The 20,194-nt window shown below is 50.1% G+C and carries 15 protein-coding genes; 7 read left to right on the forward strand and 8 right to left on the reverse strand.

Annotated elements, in window-relative coordinates; all coding sequences use genetic code 11:
- The first annotated feature begins 45 nt into the window (after positions 1-45).
- The 3 genes from ACF2G4_RS19960 (at position 46) to ACF2G4_RS19970 (ending at position 2,608) form a co-directional block, all read left to right on the forward strand.
- Positions 46-753, forward strand: coding sequence for an amino acid ABC transporter permease (locus ACF2G4_RS19960; RefSeq protein WP_409076029.1), 708 nt, complete (start codon positions 46-48; stop codon positions 751-753).
- A 16-nt stretch (positions 754-769) separates the two neighbouring features.
- Positions 770-1,462, forward strand: coding sequence for an amino acid ABC transporter permease (locus tag ACF2G4_RS19965; RefSeq protein WP_243079189.1), 693 nt, complete (start codon positions 770-772; stop codon positions 1,460-1,462).
- A gap of 183 nt (positions 1,463-1,645) precedes the next feature.
- On the forward strand, positions 1,646-2,608 hold the full coding sequence (locus ACF2G4_RS19970) for a LysR family transcriptional regulator (RefSeq protein ID WP_215848640.1): 963 nt from the start codon (positions 1,646-1,648) through the stop codon (positions 2,606-2,608).
- Between the two features lie 107 nt (positions 2,609-2,715).
- Here the strand turns inward: ACF2G4_RS19970 and fumA are convergent, their stop codons facing one another.
- Both fumA and ACF2G4_RS19980 read right to left on the reverse strand, forming a co-directional pair.
- Entirely contained in the window at positions 2,716-4,362 is a 1,647-nt protein-coding gene (gene fumA, locus ACF2G4_RS19975; RefSeq protein WP_409076030.1) for a class I fumarate hydratase FumA, read from the reverse strand.
- Between the two features lie 173 nt (positions 4,363-4,535).
- Complete coding sequence (locus ACF2G4_RS19980) at positions 4,536-6,047, reverse strand: anion permease (protein ID WP_243079186.1); 1,512 nt, start codon at positions 6,045-6,047, stop codon at positions 4,536-4,538.
- A gap of 599 nt (positions 6,048-6,646) precedes the next feature.
- Between ACF2G4_RS19980 and ACF2G4_RS19985 the strand changes: the two genes are divergently transcribed.
- Together ACF2G4_RS19985 and ACF2G4_RS19990 are read left to right on the forward strand one after the other, a co-directional pair.
- Positions 6,647-9,424 carry a flavocytochrome c gene (locus ACF2G4_RS19985; protein WP_215848642.1) on the forward strand — a complete coding sequence of 926 codons (2,778 nt, stop codon included), beginning with the start codon at positions 6,647-6,649 and terminating at the stop codon, positions 9,422-9,424.
- Between the two features lie 62 nt (positions 9,425-9,486).
- Positions 9,487-10,467, forward strand: coding sequence for an FAD:protein FMN transferase (locus ACF2G4_RS19990; protein ID WP_409076031.1), 981 nt, complete (start codon positions 9,487-9,489; stop codon positions 10,465-10,467).
- On the opposite strand, the gene dcuR is transcribed toward ACF2G4_RS19990, so the two are convergent.
- Together dcuR and ACF2G4_RS20000 are read right to left on the reverse strand one after the other, a co-directional pair.
- The gene (dcuR, locus tag ACF2G4_RS19995; protein ID WP_215848644.1) at positions 10,448-11,167 is read right to left on the reverse strand and encodes a two-component system response regulator DcuR; all 720 of its coding nucleotides are present in this window, start codon (positions 11,165-11,167) and stop codon (positions 10,448-10,450) included. The genes ACF2G4_RS19990 and dcuR overlap by 20 nt on opposite strands.
- Entirely contained in the window at positions 11,164-12,795 is a 1,632-nt protein-coding gene (locus tag ACF2G4_RS20000) for a sensor histidine kinase (protein WP_409076032.1), read from the reverse strand. The genes dcuR and ACF2G4_RS20000 overlap by 4 nt, the downstream gene beginning before the upstream one ends.
- 274 nt (positions 12,796-13,069) lie before the next feature.
- Here ACF2G4_RS20000 and mqo point away from each other — a divergent pair, with 274 nt between their 5' ends.
- Positions 13,070-14,722: a malate dehydrogenase (quinone) gene (mqo, locus tag ACF2G4_RS20005; protein WP_409076033.1), complete on the forward strand. Its 1,653-nt coding sequence runs from the start codon at positions 13,070-13,072 to the stop codon at positions 14,720-14,722.
- A 114-nt stretch (positions 14,723-14,836) separates the two neighbouring features.
- On the opposite strand, the gene ACF2G4_RS20010 is transcribed toward mqo, so the two are convergent.
- Positions 14,837-15,133 (reverse strand): VF530 family DNA-binding protein, encoded by a 297-nt coding sequence (locus tag ACF2G4_RS20010; RefSeq protein ID WP_409076034.1) that lies wholly within the window; start codon positions 15,131-15,133, stop codon positions 14,837-14,839.
- Positions 15,134-15,224: 91 nt separating this feature from the next.
- Positions 15,225-15,677, reverse strand: a complete 453-nt coding sequence (locus ACF2G4_RS20015; protein WP_409076035.1) for a hypothetical protein — start codon at positions 15,675-15,677, stop codon at positions 15,225-15,227.
- Positions 15,678-15,925: 248 nt separating this feature from the next.
- On the opposite strand from ACF2G4_RS20015, the gene ACF2G4_RS20020 reads away from it, so the two are divergent.
- Positions 15,926-17,236, forward strand: coding sequence for an MFS transporter (locus tag ACF2G4_RS20020; RefSeq protein WP_409076036.1), 1,311 nt, complete (start codon positions 15,926-15,928; stop codon positions 17,234-17,236).
- 87 nt (positions 17,237-17,323) lie between these two features.
- On the opposite strand, the gene ACF2G4_RS20025 is transcribed toward ACF2G4_RS20020, so the two are convergent.
- Both ACF2G4_RS20025 and ACF2G4_RS20030 read right to left on the reverse strand, forming a co-directional pair.
- Positions 17,324-18,796 carry a pyridoxal phosphate-dependent decarboxylase family protein gene (locus ACF2G4_RS20025; protein WP_409076037.1) on the reverse strand — a complete coding sequence of 491 codons (1,473 nt, stop codon included), beginning with the start codon at positions 18,794-18,796 and terminating at the stop codon, positions 17,324-17,326.
- A 14-nt stretch (positions 18,797-18,810) separates the two neighbouring features.
- Positions 18,811-20,193, reverse strand: coding sequence for a diaminobutyrate--2-oxoglutarate transaminase (locus ACF2G4_RS20030; protein WP_409076214.1), 1,383 nt, complete (start codon positions 20,191-20,193; stop codon positions 18,811-18,813).
- Between the last annotated feature and the right edge of the window lies 1 nt (position 20,194).

Here is a 20,194-nt window from a genome sequence, read left to right on the forward strand (position 1 = left end):
GATGATGACAGGTAAACGCTGAATTTTTAATCAGGAGTGTTTCAAGTGGATCTCTCTTCCATGATTCCCGAGCTACTTTCGGCTTTGCCGCTGACGCTCGCCATTATGTTTGTCGCCTTACTCGTCGGCTTTGTGCTGGCGCTGGTGGCGACAACATTCCGGGTACGCAGGATTGCGGTGATTAGCCAGCTGGCCGATCTCTATGTCTCCTATGCCCGAAGTGTTCCCGTGGTGCTGCAACTGTTTGTGGCGTTTTACGGTTTACCGCTGGTGACAGGATTGTTTGGGATGGACGATTTCCTCTCGGCGACAACAGCCTCAATGGTGGGATTGAGTCTTTACCACGGCGGTTATTTGTCTGAGGTGATGCGTCCAGCATTTTTGGCGGTTGAGCGCGGTCAGCATGATGCCGCCGACAGCCTCGGCTATACCTTTCGCCAAAAGCTTACCCGTGTTATCGGACCACAGGCGGTACACATTGCTTTACCGGGTTACGGCAACGCCATTATTTACCTGATCCACAATGTGGCGTTGGTGATGTATATCGGCGCGGCGGATGTTATGGCAACGGCGCATTTGATTATGGAACGCGACTACAACCAATATCAGTTTGGTACTTATCTGGTGTTGGCTGGTATCTACTCATTGCTGTGCTTGATCGCCTGGATCATTGTGCGTTTCTTCGAGCTTCGCCATGCGAAATACACCTCGAAAACCGCGTCAGCGAAGATCACATTCACCGCAAACGTCTAAAGGGGAAGCCATAATTATGTTCGATATTGACGTTTTGCTGCCGGACTTCCTCAGCATTATGGAGGCGGTGCCTGTCACGTTGGCGATGGCGGTGACGATTTTTCTCTTCTCAACGCTGGTTGGCGGCCTGTTTGCGTTCATTGAACACAAACGCATTGTGGTGTTGCGACAGTTGGTCATTACTTACAAGATCGCCTTTAAAGGCGTTCCGATGGTGGTGGTGATTTTCCTTGCGTACTACGGTTTGCCGCCCGCACTGCATTTTGTGGCGTCGATGTTTGGCGTTGATGTGAATGCGCATTCGTTGCCGAACTGGGTGATCATTATTGTCGCGCTGACAGCCTGTGTTGCAGCGTTTCAGGCTGAAGTGGTGAAGGGCGCATTGAACTCTTTTGACGCTGGTCAGGCTGATGCGGCTCACTCTTTAGGCTATACCCAAGCGCAATTGTTTCGACGCGTGCTATTTCCACAAATTATCGTCGCGGCTATTCCTGACCTGGCAAACGCATTCATGGTGATCATGAAGGCACTTTCGCTGGCATTCGCCATTGAGGTGATTGATATCTTTGCGCAGGCACAGTTGACTGCAGCATTAAATTTCTATTATCTCGAAGCCTTTGCGATTGCGGTGGTGTTCTACATGGTTATCGCTTACATCGTGACAAAAGCCGCCGATAAAATTGAAGCAGCGCTCAGGGTCAGAACCTGATGGAGTTAACCCCTGTTTAACGCAACGTTGTTACAGCCCGGCAGGTGTCGGGCTGTAACGCTTTCAGCGGTAAACTCACATTCTTTCGCCATCAAGCGGTAAGGGTCGTCGCAGGATTTCTACAAAAATGATGGTTTACCCTATGATTGCCGTGAATTCTTTTCGCCAGGACATGTTTTCTGAATGACAACGTTACATGATTTGGATTTGAAACAGCTGGAAGCCTTTGCCGCAGTGATTTCTACCGGCAGCGTCACGGCTGCGGCCAAAGCGTTAAACCGCTCTCAACCTGCTGTTACGCGCTTGATTAAAGAGCTGGAACAGTCGCTGGGATATCTGCTTTTTATCCGTAATGGACCGCGTATTCACCCCAGTGAAGAAGCGTTGCAACTGCATCAATATGTGCAAAAAGCGCTGCAATCACTGCAACAAATTCGGCTACGTGCGGAAGAAATTGGTCATCAACAGCATCGCCCGTTGAGTATTGCTGCGACACCTGCCTTGGCCGCCGGGCTGCTGCCCCAGGCGTTGGCAACATTGGATCTGCAAAACAAAGTGCAGATTATTAGCGAATCTGCTGAGCAAACGGCGCACGCGGTGATTACGGGCGAAGCGGATATCGGCCTTTGCAGCCTGCCGCTGGAACACCATGCGATGGATTTACACTGGATTGGGCAGTCGCGCTGTGTGGTTGCGCTACGCCATGATGATCCTTTAGCGAAAGAGCCGCAGCTTACGCTGACTTGCCTGGCAGGACGTCGTCTCATTGCACCCTTGAATCCGCTACGTTTGCGAGGCCGTTTCGAAAAGGCGCTGAAAAAACTCAAGGTTGCGCCTCATGAAATGATTGAAACCAATTCGTCGGCCAATATTCTTGCCTGCGTTCGCGCCGGGCTGGGCGTGGCGATTCTTGAACCGGTAACGGCATGGGGTATTCCGCTGGAAGGCGTCACGATTGTTCCGCTGGAAGAGGATATTCCCTATTTCTTTGGCGTTATCACGCAGCAAAATCGACAGCTGCCGGTCGCAGCGCAAGCCTTGATTGGTGCGCTGGAAGATGCCGCTGCAGCGCTGCTGCCCGCTTTTCAGCGTCTGACTGCGGCTGAACACCCTCGGGTCATGAGATGGCTCAATAGCGATGAATGATCAAGAGGAAATAAAAAAGGTCTGAGTTGGACTCAGACCTTTTTAGCAATTCAGGCTGTGCCGTCTGTTGTCAAAGGTGACGTTTAGACAGCATCGGCTTCATTCCTTCACTTAACGCATTTCGCACACAGATTGCGCTCAATGTGTTGGAAGAAATCATTGCCTTTATCATCGACCAGAATAAAGGCAGGGAAGTTCTCCACCTCAATTTTCCAGATCGCTTCCATTCCCAGTTCTGCATATTCAACGCATTCCAGGCTTTTAATACTTTGCTGAGCCAACACCGCTGCCGGGCCACCAATACTGCCTAAGTAAAAGCCGCCGTGCTTATGACACGCATCCGTCACTTGTTGGCTGCGATTGCCTTTTGCCAGCATCACTTTGCTACCGCCATGCGCCTGAAGCAGGTCAACGTAGGAGTCCATGCGACCTGCGGTTGTTGGGCCAAGCGAACCTGAAGCATAGCCTTCTGGCGTTTTGGCTGGGCCCGCGTAATAGACCGGATGATCCTTGATGTATTGCGGTAAACCTTCACCGTTATCGATACGCTCTTTTAACTTGGCATGAGCAATGTCACGCGCCACGATGATGGTGCCGGACAGCGATACGCGGGTAGAAACCGGGTATTCAGAAAGCTGGGCCAGAATCTCATTCATCGGGCGATTAAGGTCAACGTTAACCACATTGCCTTCGCCTTTCTGACGCAGTTCTGCGGGAATATATTGGCCGGGATTGTCTTCGAGTTTTTCAATCCAGATACCGTCGCGGTTAATCTTCGCTTTGATATTACGGTCGGCAGAGCAGGATACGCCCATGCCAATCGGGCAGGATGCGCCATGACGCGGCAAACGCACCACGCGAATATCGTGAGCAAAATATTTGCCGCCAAACTGTGCGCCTAAACCAAGACCTTGCGCCGCTTCCAGTAATTCCTGCTCAAGCTGCACGTCACGGAATGCCTGGCCGTGCTCATTACCTTCAGTGGGCAGAGAATCGTAGTAATGCGTTGAGGCCAGTTTCACGGTTTTGAGGGTACTTTCAGCGGAAGTGCCGCCAATCACAAACGCGATGTGATAAGGCGGGCAGGCTGCGGTGCCCAGCGAACGCATTTTTTCGACCAAATAATTTGTCAGCTTGCCCGGAGCAAGCAGCGCTTTGGTTTCTTGATAGAGATACGTTTTGTTGGCCGAACCGCCACCTTTTGCAATACAAAGGAATTTATACTCATCGCCATCCACGCTGTAGAGATCAATCTGCGCGGGCAGGTTGGTGCCGGTATTCACTTCTTTATACATATCCAGCGCAGCATTCTGTGAATAGCGCAGGTTGTCTTCAATAAATGTGTTGTAAACGCCCTGCGACAGCGCGGCCTCATCGCCACCGCCGGTCCAGACGCGTTGACCTTTTTTACCCATGATGATCGCGGTGCCAGTGTCCTGACAGGTGGGCAGAATACCTTTGGCGGCAATCTCAGCATTTTTCAAAAACTGCAGCGCCACATATTTATCGTTTTCGCTGGCTTCCGGGTCGTGCAGGATTGAGGCAACTTGCTGCTGATGCGCAGGACGCAACATAAAGGAGGCATCATGGAACGCGTGTTGGGCCAGCAGGGTCAGCGCCTGAGGATCGACTTTCAATACATCCTGACCATCAAATTCGGCAACTGAAACGTGATCGCTGCTCAGCAGATAATATTCAGTTTCTTCATGGGTAAGTGGAAAAGGGTTCTGATAATAGAAAGGCTTATTCGACATTTTATGCTCACTTAATGATCTGCTGCTTCGTTCTCTCTTGTCGCAGAAGAAACAACACCATTGGCAGAATGAAATCTTTTATTATCTTGCCAGCCGCCGAGGAGACGACGGGCTGGCAAGTGTTGGAATGGTATAATACAAGCCGTTGATCTACACGCTTTTGTATCGCGCTTTTAGAACATCCACACCATCCACGGATAACCAATCAGCATCATGGCGGCCAGGAAGATAGCACCGAAAATAGTGCCCAGGCGCCAGTAATCTTTGGTTGGCAGGTAGCCGCTACCGTAATAAATCGGGCTTGGGCCGGTGCCGTATGGGGTAATAATGCCCATCACACCCAACGACGTAACCATCATTAGACAGAAGACGGGCATGTTGATACCTGGAATTGAGGCCGCGATGGTCAACATGGCGGGTAACAACGCGGTGGTATGTGCAGTGGTGCTGGCGAACAGGTAGTGCAATAAGAAGAAGGCGATCATGAGCATTACCGCCGCGACTTGTGGGTCGAAGCCGCTCAGCAAATGCCCACCTTCTTTACCCAGCCAGGCGATAAATCCAACGCGTGCTAAACCATCCGCTAACGCGACCAGCGTGGCAAACCAGGCAAAGGTGTTCCAGGCCGGTTTGTTACTGGTGATATCGTTCCAGTTCAGGACGCCGGTCCACAGCATCAGTACTACCACCAGCAGCGCAGCCATAGCCGGTTCAATCCATGCTGTTGCGAAAATCCACATCAGCAGTGCGCAGACGACGAAGATCAGTAACAGAATTTCGTTGCGTGACAGACGACCCAGTTTTTCCAGTTCACTGCTGGCCCAGCGCGGTACTTCATCGTTGATTTTGACTTCTGGCGGATAGAACAAGTACGCCAGTAAAGGCATGGTTAAAATCAGCAAGATACCCAGCGGCAGGAAGGCCAGGAACCAGGTTCCCCAAGAGATTTCAAATCCAATAATGCTTTTTACCAGCGCCAGCGCCAGCAGGTTAGGAGCTAAGGCGGATAAGAACATAGAGCTGGTGATACATGCGGCAGTGATAGCAACCCACATCAGGTAAGAGCCAATTTTACGGGCGCTTGGGTCGTTGGGTTTAGAGCCGTAAAGCGGAGGAAGGTTAGCGATAATGGGATAAATAGTGCCGCCGCTGCGTGCGGTGTTAGACGGCGTAAACGGTGCGAGCAGCAGGTCAGCGAAGGTAATCGCATAACCCAATGTCAGGCTGCGACGTCCCAGGTACTTCACTAAAATCAACGCCAGTCGACGACCAAACTGCGTTTTGTCATAACCCGCAGCGAACATAAAGGCACCGAAGATCAACCAGACGGTTGAGTTGCCGAATCCGCTGACCGCCCACTTAAAGGCTTGCGTTGCCGTTTTGAATGTCGGATCAGCCAGTTCTGCCGGACTAAACAGCAGCCATTGGCTAAACAGGGCGATGACCACCACACCGGTTAACCCAATGACCGCGCCGGGCAGCGGTTCAAAGATCAAACCGATAATGACGCCCACGAAAATAGCAAAGAAATGCCAGGCGTGAGGTTCAAGTCCCGCAGGGACCGGAACGAGGAGTAACAGAACAGCGACTAAGACAGGAAGAAACAACATGATATAGCGTTTTTTTTGCCCGGTTGCAGCAGGTGCTGCTTTTGGGGGTTCACTCATCGTTGATAGTGGTTTCATAGTTTTGGTCTACAAGTTGATAAGGATGCGGTTTACGCCACGATAGTTCGCTAACATTTACTTTAGTTTCTTTTCTGATTATTTAGCGGTTTAATCGCGACAGGTGAAGTATTTCATTTTTTATTTCCCAATTGCTGCGAAGCTCTTTATTGGGTGGATGAGAATATTTTGCGATTTATATAATTAATGATTTTGATCTAGATCAAGAAATAATTAATGACGTTTTCTTTTTTAACAGGCTTCATTCTTTATAACGTGAATTTTAGATGCATTAAATCTATTGCAGGCTAAGGTTAGCCGGAAACTTTATTTTTGTATGGTCTTACTTATTTATAACTTATTGTTTTATAAGTATATATTTAAATTGTAAATGAAAGGTTGATTTTTGTCAACCTATGGTTAACAATTAAGTAAAATATTATTTTAGCAAAGAAGCAATAATTAACTCCAAATAATTAAAAAGTTAAAAAACTAAATTTATCGATTATATAGCTAAAGAAATTGGTATATTTACAGCATGACATCGGACCACTTTATTCTTTGAGAAATAGCGTCCGCAAAAGAATTCAAGGTTTTTTAATTTTTGGAGTCGATCATAAATGAATACGCTCACCCCGATCCTCAATCCTCTTACGCTGCCAAACGGTGCCGTGCTTAAAAATCGTCTTGTCATGGCACCCATGACGACCTGCACCGGTTTTTATGATGGAACCGTCACCAGCGAATTAGTGGAATATTATCGTTGCCGCGCAGGCAGCATTGGTACCGTGATCGTTGAATGCTGTTTTATTGACACCAAAGGCCCTGCGTTTCCCGGCGCTATCGGCATTGATAGCGACAACAAAATACCTGGATTAAAGCGCATTGCTGACGCGATCAAATCGGAAGGTTCACTCGCCATTTTGCAGATTTACCACGGCGGCCGCATGGTCGAACCCGAGCTGATCGGCGGCAAAAAGCCGGTAGCGCCAAGCGCCATCGCCGCACCGCGTGAAGGGGCGACGACGCCACAAGCGTTAACAGCAGAAGAAGTCGATGTGATGATCACCAAATTTGGTGATGCCGTTAACCGCGCCATCAAGGCCGGGTTTGATGGCGTAGAAATTCACGGCGCAAATACTTATCTCATCCAGCAGTTCTACTCGCCAAACTCCAACCAGCGTGATGACAAGTGGGGCGGCAGTCGCGACAATCGCGCCCGCTTTCCTCTGGAAGTACTCGACATTACTCACAAAATGGCAGACCGCTTCGCGCACAAAGGCTTCATCATTGGCTATCGATTCTCGCCAGAAGAGCTCGAAGTGCCCGGCATTCGTTTTGACGACACGATGTATTTGCTGGAGAAACTGGCGGCGCGCGGGCTGGATTATGTGCATTTCTCCGTCGGACAGCTGCTGCGACCTTCCATTGTTGATACCAGCGACCCTACACCGTTGATCACCAAGTTCCGCGCCATGCGTTCTGAAACGCTGGCGAAAGTGCCGGTGATCGGTGTCGGCGGCGTGTTGAACAAAGCGGATGCAGAATCTGCGCTGGAACACGGTTTTGATTTGGTCGCGGTGGGTAAAGCCTGCATCGCCTATCCCAACTGGGCTGACCGCATTATCAATAATGAGCAGCTTGAACTTTACATCGACAGCACCCAGCGCGAGGCACTGAACATTCCTGAGCCGCTGTGGCGCTTCTCGCTGGTGGACGCGATGATTCGTGACGTCAGCGACAGCGGTCGCAAATACAAAGCGGGTGTTTATCAGGAAAAAGTTGAGGCGGAAGCGCTGAAGCTGAAAATCAACGTCACGCTGGATACCGACCGTATTACCGATATTTCGCTGGTGCCTGATGATTCGCTGGATGTTGATTTCACCACCACCTTTGAAAGCTTGCGTACCCGCATGTTGGTGGCAAACAGCCCACATGTGGATGCCATCACCGGGGCAACTACGCAAAGTGAAGCGTTGAAAAAAGCGGTTTCTCGCGCCATGGCCACCTCCAGCAAAGAGCACGTGATTGAGGAGGGCGGTAATCCTGCGGCACCACAAAACTATGATGTGGTGATTGTCGGCAGCGGGGGTGCAGGTCTGGCTGCGGCGATTCAGGCGTGTGATGAAGGCGCGCGCGTCGTCATTATTGAAAAAATGCCTACCATCGGGGGCAACACCATCAAAGCATCCGTTGGCATGAACGCAGCGGAAACCCGTTATCAGAAACTCAGGGGCATTGAAGACAGCAAAGAGCTGTTCTATGAAGAAACCCTTAAAGGCGGCAAATTCAAAAACAATCCAGTGTTGTTAAGAGAATTTGTTGAACTGGCCCCTGAAGCGATTGACTGGTTAGCTGATCACGGCATCGAACTGAACGATATCACCATCACAGGCGGTATGAGTATTGACCGTACGCACCGTCCTGCTGACCGCTCTGCCGTGGGTGGCTTCTTGATCAGCGGATTGGTGAAAAACATTAATAAACGTAACATTGAAGTGCTGTTAGAAACGTCAGTCGCTGAAATCCTGTATGAAAACGGCGCGGTTGCTGGGGTGAAGGTTGTTGATGAGTACAACGACAGCCGTATCCTGTATGCGAAAAGCGTGATTGTGGCGACGGGCGGATTCAGCGCAAACCGCGAAATGGTGGTTCAGTATCGTCCTGAGCTGGATGGCTTTGTTACAACGAACCATAAAGGCGCCACCGGCAGCGGTATCGCTATGTTGCAACGCATCGGTGCAGATACCGTGGACATGGGCGAAATCCAAATACACCCTACCGTTGAGCAGACCACGTCTTATCTGATTTCTGAGTCCATTCGTGGCGGCGGGGCCATCTTAGTCAGTCAGGCGGGGCAACGCTTCTTCAATGAGATGGAAACGCGCGACAAAGTCTCTGCAGAGATCATCGCGTTACCGGAAAAAAGTGCCTGGATTATCTTTGATGAACAGGTTCGTCAAAACAATAAAGCCGCTGACGAATACATTGCCAAAGGATTCGTGAACAGCGCGCCAACTGTGCAAGAGCTGGCGGTGAAGCTGAATATGGATCAAAACGCCTTAAAAGCGACGCTGGATCGCTACAATCAGTTTGTGATTAAGCAGAAAGATGAAGACTTCAACCGTACTACTGCGCTGCGCCATCCGCTGAATGAAGGCCCGTTCTATGCGATTCGCATCGCGCCAGGTGTGCATCACACGATGGGCGGCGTGACGATCAATCCTGATACCGCCGTGCTGGACAGCCAAAAACAGGTGATCAACGGTGCCTGGGCTGCGGGTGAAGTGGTCGGTGGTATCCACGGTGCTAACCGCATTGGCGGTAACGCGGTGGCAGATATTATCATTTTCGGTATTCTGGCGGGACGTAACGCTGCGGCTTTCGCCCGACGTTAAACGTTAGCTGTGCCCATGACAATATGGGCACAGCGCTTTTCAACGCTTAAGCAGAGGCGATCATGTCAACAAGCGACGCAGTCTATGCTTACTCCGCTGTATTAATGGGCTCGCCCATTCAGCTCAAACTCTTCGATCATAATGAAGCCCTGGCCAGAGATGTTTTCCGTTTAATCAAGCATCAGGAAAATCTGCTTACGGTAAACCGCACGCCCTCGGAAGTGATGAATATTAACCTGGCTGCAGGTCAGCATCCGGTTCAGGTTAACCCGCGTGTTTTCGAGCTGATTCGCTGTGCCAAAGCAGTCAGCTTACTACCTGGTAGCATTTTTAACTTCACCATCGGCCCGGTCGTAAAATGTTGGAAGATTGGTTTTCAGGGCAACAGTGTACCGCCAGAAAGCGAACTGTCGGCTTGTCTGACGCGCTGTGATCCGCATGACGTGATAATAGATGAATCAACCCATTCCGTATTTTTAGCGAAAGAGGGAATGGAGATTGATCTTGGCGCGATTGCAAAAGGCTATATTGCCGATTGCGTGCAGGGCTTTCTGCGCCAGCAAGGCGTTACGCGCGGATTGATTAATCTTGGCGGCAACGTACAAACCTTGGGCGAGCCTGCTGATCAACAAGGTTGGGCGATTGGCCTCAAAAAGCCTTTTGCCGCAACCGATGCGTTGATTGGTGTGATCACAGTAGTGAATAAATCAGTGGTGACGTCAGGCGTGTATGAGCGCTATTTCCAGGTTAATGACCAAATTTATCATCACATTCTGGATGCTAAAACGGGCTATCCGCTGAACAATGAATTACTGAGCGTGACCATAATCTCTGATCGTTCAATTGATGGCGATATCTATACCACGCTGTTGTATGGCATGGGTGTCGAAAAGGGCATCGCGTATCTTGCCGAACACGCTGACATAGAAGCCATTTTCGTCACCCGTGATCAGCGCGTTATCTGCTCATCACAACGCCACTTCAATTTTGAGCTGCTGGATCATCATTATCAGCTGAGCTGTTTTACTGGCAATAATGCTTGAGTAAAGAGTGATATTCAGCTTGCAGACGATAGCGATAAACCGGCCTGCCGGTGGCACCGTAATGAATAGTGGTAAACAGAATATTTATTTCAGCAAGCCAGATCAGGTATTTACGGCAAGATACGCGCGAGATATTGACTTCCGTTGCCAGCTCATCGGTGGAAAATTCCGTTCCGGGATGCGCATCAATCCACTGACATAACGTGCGAAGCGTTTGCGGCGTAAGCCCTTTGGGCAAGCGCTTTTGTTCGTTGGTGGCGGGAGGATTACCATGAATCAGCTGATCCAGCTCTGCTTGCTGATAATAGTGTTGGTTGTCCATCTGCACACGTTTTTGCCGCCAGTTGGTTAACGCTTCTTCAAAGCGCGAAAACTGAAACGGTTTTATCAGATAATCCACCACGCCATAGTTCAGCGATGTTTTAATGGTCGCTGCATCGGCCGCTGAAGAGATAATAATGACATCAACCGGGCGCTGAGAGCTGCGCAATTCTGGCAGCAGATCCAGACCGTTTTCCTGCTGCATATAAATATCCAGCAGGATGAGATCCACGGGTGGATCGGTTTGCATTAATCGATCTTTCGCTTGTTGTAAGGTCGACGCGGTTCCACAGCAAGTAAACCCTGCAACCTGGCCGATATAGCAGCGATTCAGCTCTGCGACCATCGCATCATCGTCAACCACTAACACATTGATCATGAAACTTTATTTCCTTTATCCCACGGGAGTTGTACAAAAAATTGGGTATACACGCCCGGTTCTGATTCGACGCTGATATTCCCGCCAAGGCTCTCTGTTTGCTGTTTAACCAGAAACAGGCCCACGCCACGATCATCGCCTTTTGAGGAGTACCCTTTCTCGAAAATAGCGGTTTCAATCTCAGCCGGGATGCCCGGCCCATCGTCACTCACTTCACACGACAACCAACCACGCTGGTAATGCAACAGCAGGTGTATCTCACCTTCCTGTTGTTGATCCAACGCTTCGAGCGCATTCTCGATCAAATTCCCGATAACAGTAATCAATACCGCCACCTGCTGTTCACTGCCGCTGTCAGGCAGTGAACTGGCATCGCTGAGCATCAAACGGTGTCCCTGATCCGAGGCCCGATTTATTTTACTTAACAGAAAGCCAGCAATGACCGGTGATTTGATGCGTTGTAGCAGCGAACCAATCTCCGTTTGATAATTATTCGCGGTTTTTAAAATGTACGCTTCCATCTGCGCATAATTTTTCATATGCAGCAGGCCAAGAATAACATGCAGCTTATTCATAAATTCGTGGGAGCGTTCCCGTAGCGCATCGACATAGTTTACCATGCCGTCCAGACGCTGCATCAGCTGGCTGATTTCGGTCTTGTCACGGAAGGTACACACTGCGCCAATAATGCGGTCACGGCTACGAACCGGCACGGTATTGCTGATCATGATCCGACCCCGCACGTTCAACTCTTCATCGTGCCAGGCTTTGCCGCCATGCAGCGCGTCTCGCAAATGATTCAGCATCAGGGAGTTTTCGGGCACGCGATCGCCGCTAAGCGGGGCTTCAATGGCTGTTTCACGTAGCAATTGCTGCGCGGCCTGATTGATCAACGTAACGCGCGCCTGTTCATCAACGGCAATCACGCCTTCTTTGATCGAATCGAGAATCGCCTGACGCTGCTCAAACAAGCTGGAAATTTCATGAGGCTCCAGACCCAGCAAAATACCTTTCAGTCGCCTGACAAGAATGAGCACGCCAAGTAATCCCACCGAAGCGCCAAGCAAAATGGTCCAGAAGATATTCCAACGACTTTTAGAGATCTGCGCCGACACATCGCTAAGCGATATACCGATCGCCACCACGCCAATTTGCTGATGCTGCGCGTTAAAGACGGGCGTAAAAACGCGTAATGCCTCCACCAGCGTGCCGTGATTGACCGAGATATTTTCATGACCGCCCAAGGCGGGTAGCAAATCAGCGCCCTTAAAACGCTGATTAATTAAGGCTGTGTTGGGGTGCGAATGGCGAATGCCGTTCATGTCAGTCACCACCACAAACAATAAATCGTTGCGCTTTTGTACGGCTTTGGCGATAGGTTGAATCATGCTCTGGTCAGCAGATAGTGTTAACCCTCGCTGGATTTGCGGATCGTCAGCTAAGGTGCGCGCAACGGCCAGCGCTTTATCTTTGACGTGGGAGCGGGTGAAATTATCTATCTGAATAAAATAGAGCAGATGAACGCTAAGCAGCACCGTGAAGATCACTGCCACCATCATTAACGTGGTCAGGGTGCTAAGTTTCATTGGACGTTTACGTCCCGGTTTACGCGGCAAAGAGGGGTTCATGGCAATGCTTCAAAGTAAAAGGGTGAGTTCATTTTAACGTTGTGAAACATACGCGATGAACCTTCATCAGTATAGGCTTGCATTGCAGCTTAACAGGGATAAGACTCGTCTTAACCAAAGAAAGTGACGCATTACAGCGTACATTATTTTGTAACTAAATAAATGAGTGGCATTGTTTTTTAATTAATTAACTAAAAACAAATCAACTAATAAGTAACAATATTTTAAACTTCGCGGACTTTTTTTAACCACAACCGTTAAATTGCAGACCGTAATGATTAAATCAACAAAAGTACTTCCTTCGCTTTCCCTATTGGCTTTATTAGTGACATCTGCCACGCAAGCTGCAACCACACCAGAAAAAACCGATGTCCTGTTAATTGGCGGCGGCATCATGAGTGCATCATTAGGCACCTGGCTTGAAGAGCTGCAACCGGACTGGAAACAGATCATGGTTGAGAAACTCGACGGTGTTGCGCTGGAATCGTCTAATGGCTGGAACAATGCAGGTACCGGCCACTCAGCGAACATGGAACTGAACTACACGCCAGAGCGTGCAGACGGTTCAATCGACGTCAGCAAAGCGCTGGAAATCAACGAAGCGTTTATGATTTCTCGTCAATTCTGGACTGCGCAGGTGAAAAGCGGTGTGTTGAAAAATCCACACTCTTTCATCAACTCAACGCCACACATGAGTTTTGTTTGGGGTGATAACGTTGAATTCCTGAGCAAACGCTATGAAGCACTGCAGAAAACTGTGCTGTTTCAGGGCATGAAATTCTCTACTGACCATAAGCAGATCGCGCAATGGTCTCCGCTGATTATAGAAGGCCGCGATCCGCAACAAAAAGTGGCCGCAACCTGGACGCCAGTAGGTACCGACGTCAACTACGGTGAAATCACCCGTCAGCTGATCGGTAGCCTGAAGAAGAATGAAAACTTCAAGTTGGAAACCTCTTCTGAAGTTACCGACTTCAAACGCAACGGCGACAACTCCTGGCATGTCACCATCAAAGATGGCAAGAGCGGTGAAGAGCGTGAGGTTGATGCGAAATATGTCTTCATCGGCGCAGGTGGCGGTGCACTGAAGCTGCTGCAAAAAACCGGTATTCCTGAAGCGGATAACTACGCGGGCTTCCCGGTCGGTGGTTCATTCCTGGTAACAGAAAACCCAGTATTGGCTAACCGCCACAACCAAAAAGTGTATGGTCAGGCTTCTGTAGGTGCGCCACCGATGTCTGTTCCGCATCTGGACTCACGTTTCCTGGATGGCAAAAAGGTTGTGCTGTTTGGGCCGTTTGCGACCTTCTCAACCAAGTTCCTGAAAAATGGTTCGCTGTTTGATCTGTTAAGCACGACCACCACCAAAAACGTCGTGCCAATGACGCACGTGGGCTTGGATAACTTTGACCTGGTCAAATATCTGGTTGGTCAGGTAATGCTGAGCGAAGAAGATCGTTTCGAGGCGCTGAAAGAGTACTATCCAAACGCTAAGAAAGAAGACTGGAAACTGATCCAGGCGGGTCAACGCGTACAGATCATCAAGAAAGATGCAGACAAAGGCGGCGTGCTGAAATTGGGCACCGAAATTGTGACCGATCAGCAGAAAACCGTTGCGGCACTGTTGGGTGCATCACCAGGTGCATCAACTGCAGCACCGATCGCCCTGAGCGTGGTTCAGAAACTGTTCCCAGAACAGTTTAAAACGCCAGAGTGGCAGGAAAAAGTGCACAAGTTTGTGCCGAGCTACGGCAAAAAGCTGAACGACGATGCGGCACTGGCGCAAAGCGTTTGGGATGACACCGCAGCAACGCTGCAACTGACCAAACCGCCGGTGATTAACATGACGGGCAAAACCGCGGACGCGCCAGCTGCCCCAGCCACTGAGCATAAAGCGGCAGACGCGCAACACGACATGGCGCTGTAATCTCGCGTAAAAATTAATGATGCGGATACGCGGATGATAAATCATTGCTGATGCCGCGAATTAAAAAGTAAAAGGGCTGGTTTTAAACCAGCCCTTTTTGTCTTTATCCCGCAATTACTCTTGGTTGCCGCGCCAGTTCGACCAAGGATCCTCAGCCGATTTATCCGGCTCATCCTCTTTTACATCATCCACTTCATCCAGCGAAGCGAGATAAAGCGCTTCAACCTCTGCGCGCGCCCAAGGTGTTCGGCGTAAAAACTTCAGGCTGGACTTCACGCTGGGATCGCTTTTGAAGCAGTTGATGTTGATGCGTTTGCTCAGCTCAACCCAACCATAATGCGCAACCAGGCTATTCACCTGCATTTCTAGCGTAACGCCGTGCAAGGGATCTTTTGAAGTGTGAGAAGTCATGGTGTATCCAGCGATGTCAGAAAATTTTGCACACCCTAACGGTCAGCGTGCGGATGTGCAAGATTTGCGATTAAAAGCGTGAGGAGAAGTCTTACAAATCGGGTGAGGAACCCTGTTTTGGATAGGTAAAATTAGCGACATAAACTTTGATGCTGCGTTGCAGCATCACGGTAAATCCCGCCTGTAACCTTCCGTAGAGGTAAGCAACGGCTTTGGCATCAGTAATAGAGAAATGCTGCACGCTCGATTTTTCATCGATTAGGGTACAGCGGTAATCGACCTCAAAAGTGGTGTGATCAACCGGCAAAGAAAAGGTGTTGGCACTGTTGGTGCATTTTTCATTCGCGCTATACGAAATCATAATATTTGACTGCGCATGACCGGGAAAAGCGATGCTAATCATCACGGGTTGTTCATCAGGGGTTTGCGTCATGCCGGTACGCACACCGTTGCTTTCATACCAGACATTATATTGCGTGGCAGAGGCGCTGGTGGAAAGCATCAGCAAGCTAAAGAGAAAGCCAGGAAGAGTCGGTTTGTTCATAACAACGGTTCAGCAAAGAGGATGGCGCATTTGATAGCAGGTTTAAATCCATGTCAATTGGCCGGACAGGCACAATATGGCTGGCTAAACGCTGTAAACCGCACGCGTCACGGGTTGCCCCAAAACGTCTTGCAGCCAACCCACGGGGCTAGAGTGAAATAAAACCCTGTCATTCGCTGGCAGGCATTCATCGTTGGGTTGTGGTATTGGTAAGGCACTGATGAATTGTCGAAAGGGATCGCTTCACCATGAGTTCTCATCTTCAACCTGCTGATATTATCGCATCACAAAAGCGCGCATTAATTGCCGGTTCGGTCGGTAACTTTATTGAATGGTATGAATTTGCGGTTTATGGCTTTCTGGCCACAATTATTGCGCAAAACTTCTTTCGCCTGGCGGGAGAAGCGGAACTAACCGGCATTATTCTTACCTATGCCTCTTTTGCGATTGCCTTTTTCTTCCGACCGCTTGGTGCCATTGTTTTTGGCCGCATCGGCGATCGAATAGGGCGAAAACCAACCTTAATCGTAGTGCTGATCATGATGACGCTGGCCACGGCGGCTATTGGTCTCATTCCCACCTATGCCAGCATCGGTATCGCTGCGCCGTTGATCATTACCGGTTTGCGTATCCTGCAAGGTTTGTTTGCGGGTGGAGAATATGGCGGCGCAGTTTCATTGATGACAGAATTTGCGCCACGCGGTAAACGCGGTCTGTTTGGTGCGTGGCAATCATTTACCGTTGCGCTAGGTTTGCTGGCGGGTGCGGGCATTGTCGCCTTGCTTTCCGTGCTGTTAAGCCCTGAGCAGATGCTAAGTTGGGGTTGGCGCATTCCTTTCTTTATCGCTTTACCACTGGGTGCGGTAGCGTTATGGCTGCGCGTCAATATGGAAGAGACACCCACTTTTATTAAGCAAAAAACAGAGCCTGTTTTGACGCAGAAAAATGCCAATCTCAGCGATACGCTAAAAACGATTATGATCGGAATTTGCCGCGTTATGGTTTGGTCAGCAGCGGGTTATACCTATTTAGTGATCATGCCTACCTATTTGCAATCATCCTTACATACCGGATTCAATACAGCATTGTTGATCGCGGTAATATCTAATTTGGGTTTTGCTGCCACTATTATTCCTGCTGGCATGCTGAGCGATAAAATAGGCCGGCGATCGGTGATGGTATTCGCTGCGGTGTTATTACTGCTGTTGGCCTTGCCGTTGTTACACGTATTGCAGGATCAATCCTCCACGCTGTTGATCAAAAGCGTGGTGGTTTTTATTGCGGGTGCCATTGTTGGTCTGCTCGCGGGGCCGGGACCGGCTATGTTAGCGGAGATGTTTCCCACGCGTGTACGCTACACCGGCCTTGGGTTGGCTTATTCGCTCTCAAATGCGGTGTTCTCTGGCTGCGCGGGACTGATCATCACCGGGTTGATTAAACAAACCGGTAATCTGGATATTCCTGCCTGGTATGTGATGGCAACTGCGCTGGTCAGCATTACGGCATTGATGACGCTACGTAAAGATGACCATCTGCGTGATCTGGATGATGAGATATAGGACGCGCGTTTAACGCAATTACACAGCAATAAAAAAGCCGATAACAAAACGTTATCGGCTTTTTATTTATCTCTTCGTTAACGCAAATTACGCGGTTTGCAGCTGCTCAGCCGTCTTCTCTACTAATGCCAACAGCAGCTGAATGTCCTCTAAGGTCACTGTCGGGTTCAGCAACGTCATTTTCAGGCAGGTTACGCCATCAAATTCAGTTACGCCGACATTCGCGCGGCCAGAGTCCAGCAGCGCATCACCAATGCGTTGGTTCAGCAAGGCAATGGCAGCGTCGTCAGCCGTTGCCAGTGAAGCGGGACGATAACGGAACAGCACGCTGGCTAACTGCGGCTGCATCACCAGTTCCAGTGAAGCTTGCTCAGCAACGTAATGCGCAACCTGCTTCGCCAGCGTAACGCCGTGATCGATGATCTCGGCGTACTGCTTTTGTCCCAACGCTTCCAAGCCCATCCACAGTTTCAACGCATCAAAACGGCGGGTGGTCTGCAAAGATTTGGATACCAAATTAGGTACGCCTTGTGCTTCATCAAACTCAGAGTTGAGATAAGCCGCCTGATAGCGCATCAACTCATAGTGGCGCGCCTCTTTCAGCAAGAAAGCACCGCAGCTGATGGTCTGGAAGAACTGCTTGTGGAAGTCCAGCGTAATGGAATCCACCAGCTCAATGCCGTCCAGATAATCGCGGTATTTTTCAGACAGCAACAACGCGCCGCCCCATGCCGCATCAACATGTACCCAGATATTGTGTTCAGCAGCCAGCGCAGCAATGTCTTGCAGCGGATCAATCGCGCCAGCATCAGTGGTGCCTGCGGTGGCAACGATAGCCAAAATCTGCTCGCCGTTGGCATTCGCCTGCGCCACTTTTTCGCGAAGATCGTTGAGATCCATGCGCGCAAAGCGATCGGTCTTCACCAGCGTGACGGATTGATAACCCAGACCCAGCAGCGCCATGTTTTTCTGCACCGAAAAGTGTGCGTTCTCAGAACAGAACACTTTGATCTTACGCAGATTACCAACCAACCCATCCTGCTGAATGGAGTGACCCTGACGCGCAAAGAACGCATCACGCGCCAGCATCAAACCCATCAGGTTACTTTGCGTACCGCCGCTGGTGAACACGCCTGCATCGCCAGGCTGATAACCAACCTGAGTACGCAGCCATTCAATCAGCTTCATCTCAATGATGGTAGCGGAAGGGCTTTGATCCCAGGAATCCATGCTCTGATTCGTGGCGTTGATCATCACCTCAGCGGCCTGGCTCACCACCAGACTTGGGCAATGTAAATGCGCCACGCACTGCGGATGGTGCACTAACAAGCTGTCTTTCAGGAAGTATTCAATCGCACGCTCAATGGCGGCCTGGTTGCCCAGGCCTTGCGGATTGAAGTCCAGCGTAATGCGGTCGCGCAGTTCTGCAACAGATTTTCCCTGATACATTTCAGGCTGTTGCAGCCACTTAACCACGGCCTGGCTGCTCTGCTCAATCGCTTGCTGGTACGCTTTGGTACTCTGTGCTGAGGCAGCCAGAATGGGATTTAACCGGGACATCGAATTCACTCCACTCAAACCGGTTTGACGCCAGCGGAAAGCAGGGCGTTTTCAAACTTATCGATAAAGATTTCCAGCTCTGCATTGGTGATCAGCAGCGATGGCAGCAGACGAAGCACGCTACCGTGACGGCCGCCGCGCTCAAGGATCAGGCCATTTTCAAAACATTTCTTCTGCACCAGCGCGGAAAGTTCGCCATCAGCCGGGAAGCAACCCATGTGATCTTTCGCTTCGTTTGGCTTGACCATTTCAATACCGATCATCAAGCCCAAACCGCGCACGTTACCCAGCACTGGATAGCGTTTCTGCAGGTCCGCCAGTTTGCGTTTCAGCCATTCGCCTTGCTCAGCGACTTTGCTGGCAACGTTGTTATCTTTCAGGTAGCGCAGCGTGGTCAGGCCGGTAGCCATGGCCAACTGGTTGCCACGGAAAGTACCGGTATGATGGCCAGGCTCCCACGCATCGAACTGCTTTTTGATGCCCAGAACCGCTAATGGCAAACCGCCACCCACCGCTTTTGACATCACGATGATGTCTGGCTCAATACCTGCGTGTTCAAAGGCGAACAGTTTACCGGTACGCGCAAAGCCCGCTTGTACTTCGTCAATGATCAACAGGATGCCGTGCTCCTGAGTCACTTTACGAATACGTTGCAACCACTCTGCAGGTGCTGGGTTCACACCGCCTTCGCCCTGAACCGCTTCCAGAATGACGGCAGCCGGTTTACGAACGCCGCTTTCCACGTCGTTGATCAGGTTTTCGAAGTAGTAGGTCAAGGCTTTCACGCCTGCTTCACCGCCAATGCCCAACGGACAACGGTAGAGGTGCGGGTAAGGCATAAACTGCACTTCAGGCATCATGCCGTTAATGGCTTCTTTCGGTGACAAGTTACCGGTCACGGAAAGTGCGCCGTGCGTCATACCGTGATAACCGCCAGAGAAGCTGATCACACCCGTACGGCCAGTGTGTTTTTTCGCTAACTTCAGCGCTGCTTCAACCGCATCGGCACCCGATGGACCGGTGAACTGCAGGCAATACTCTTTACCTTGGCCTGGCAACAGCGAGAGCAGATAAGCTGAAAACTCATCTTTCAACGGTGTTGTTAAATCGAGGGTATGTAACGGCAAGCCGCTGGTAATGACATTTTGGATGCTTTGCAATACATCAGGATGATTGTGACCCAGCGCCAGTGTTCCTGCGCCGGCCAGACAATCGAGGTATTGCTTATTTTCAACGTCAGTAATCCATACGCCTTGTGCTTTGGCGATGGCTAAGGGCAATTTGCGAGGGTAACTTCTGACGTTTGATTCAAATTCAGCCTGTCTGGCCAAATAAGTCTCATTATTACGGTTTAATGAATGCGCATCTACACTGTCAATACGGACTTTATCCGTCATC

The organism is Pantoea phytostimulans, assembly GCF_046118715.1.
Lineage (GTDB): Bacteria > Pseudomonadota > Gammaproteobacteria > Enterobacterales > Enterobacteriaceae > Pantoea > Pantoea phytostimulans.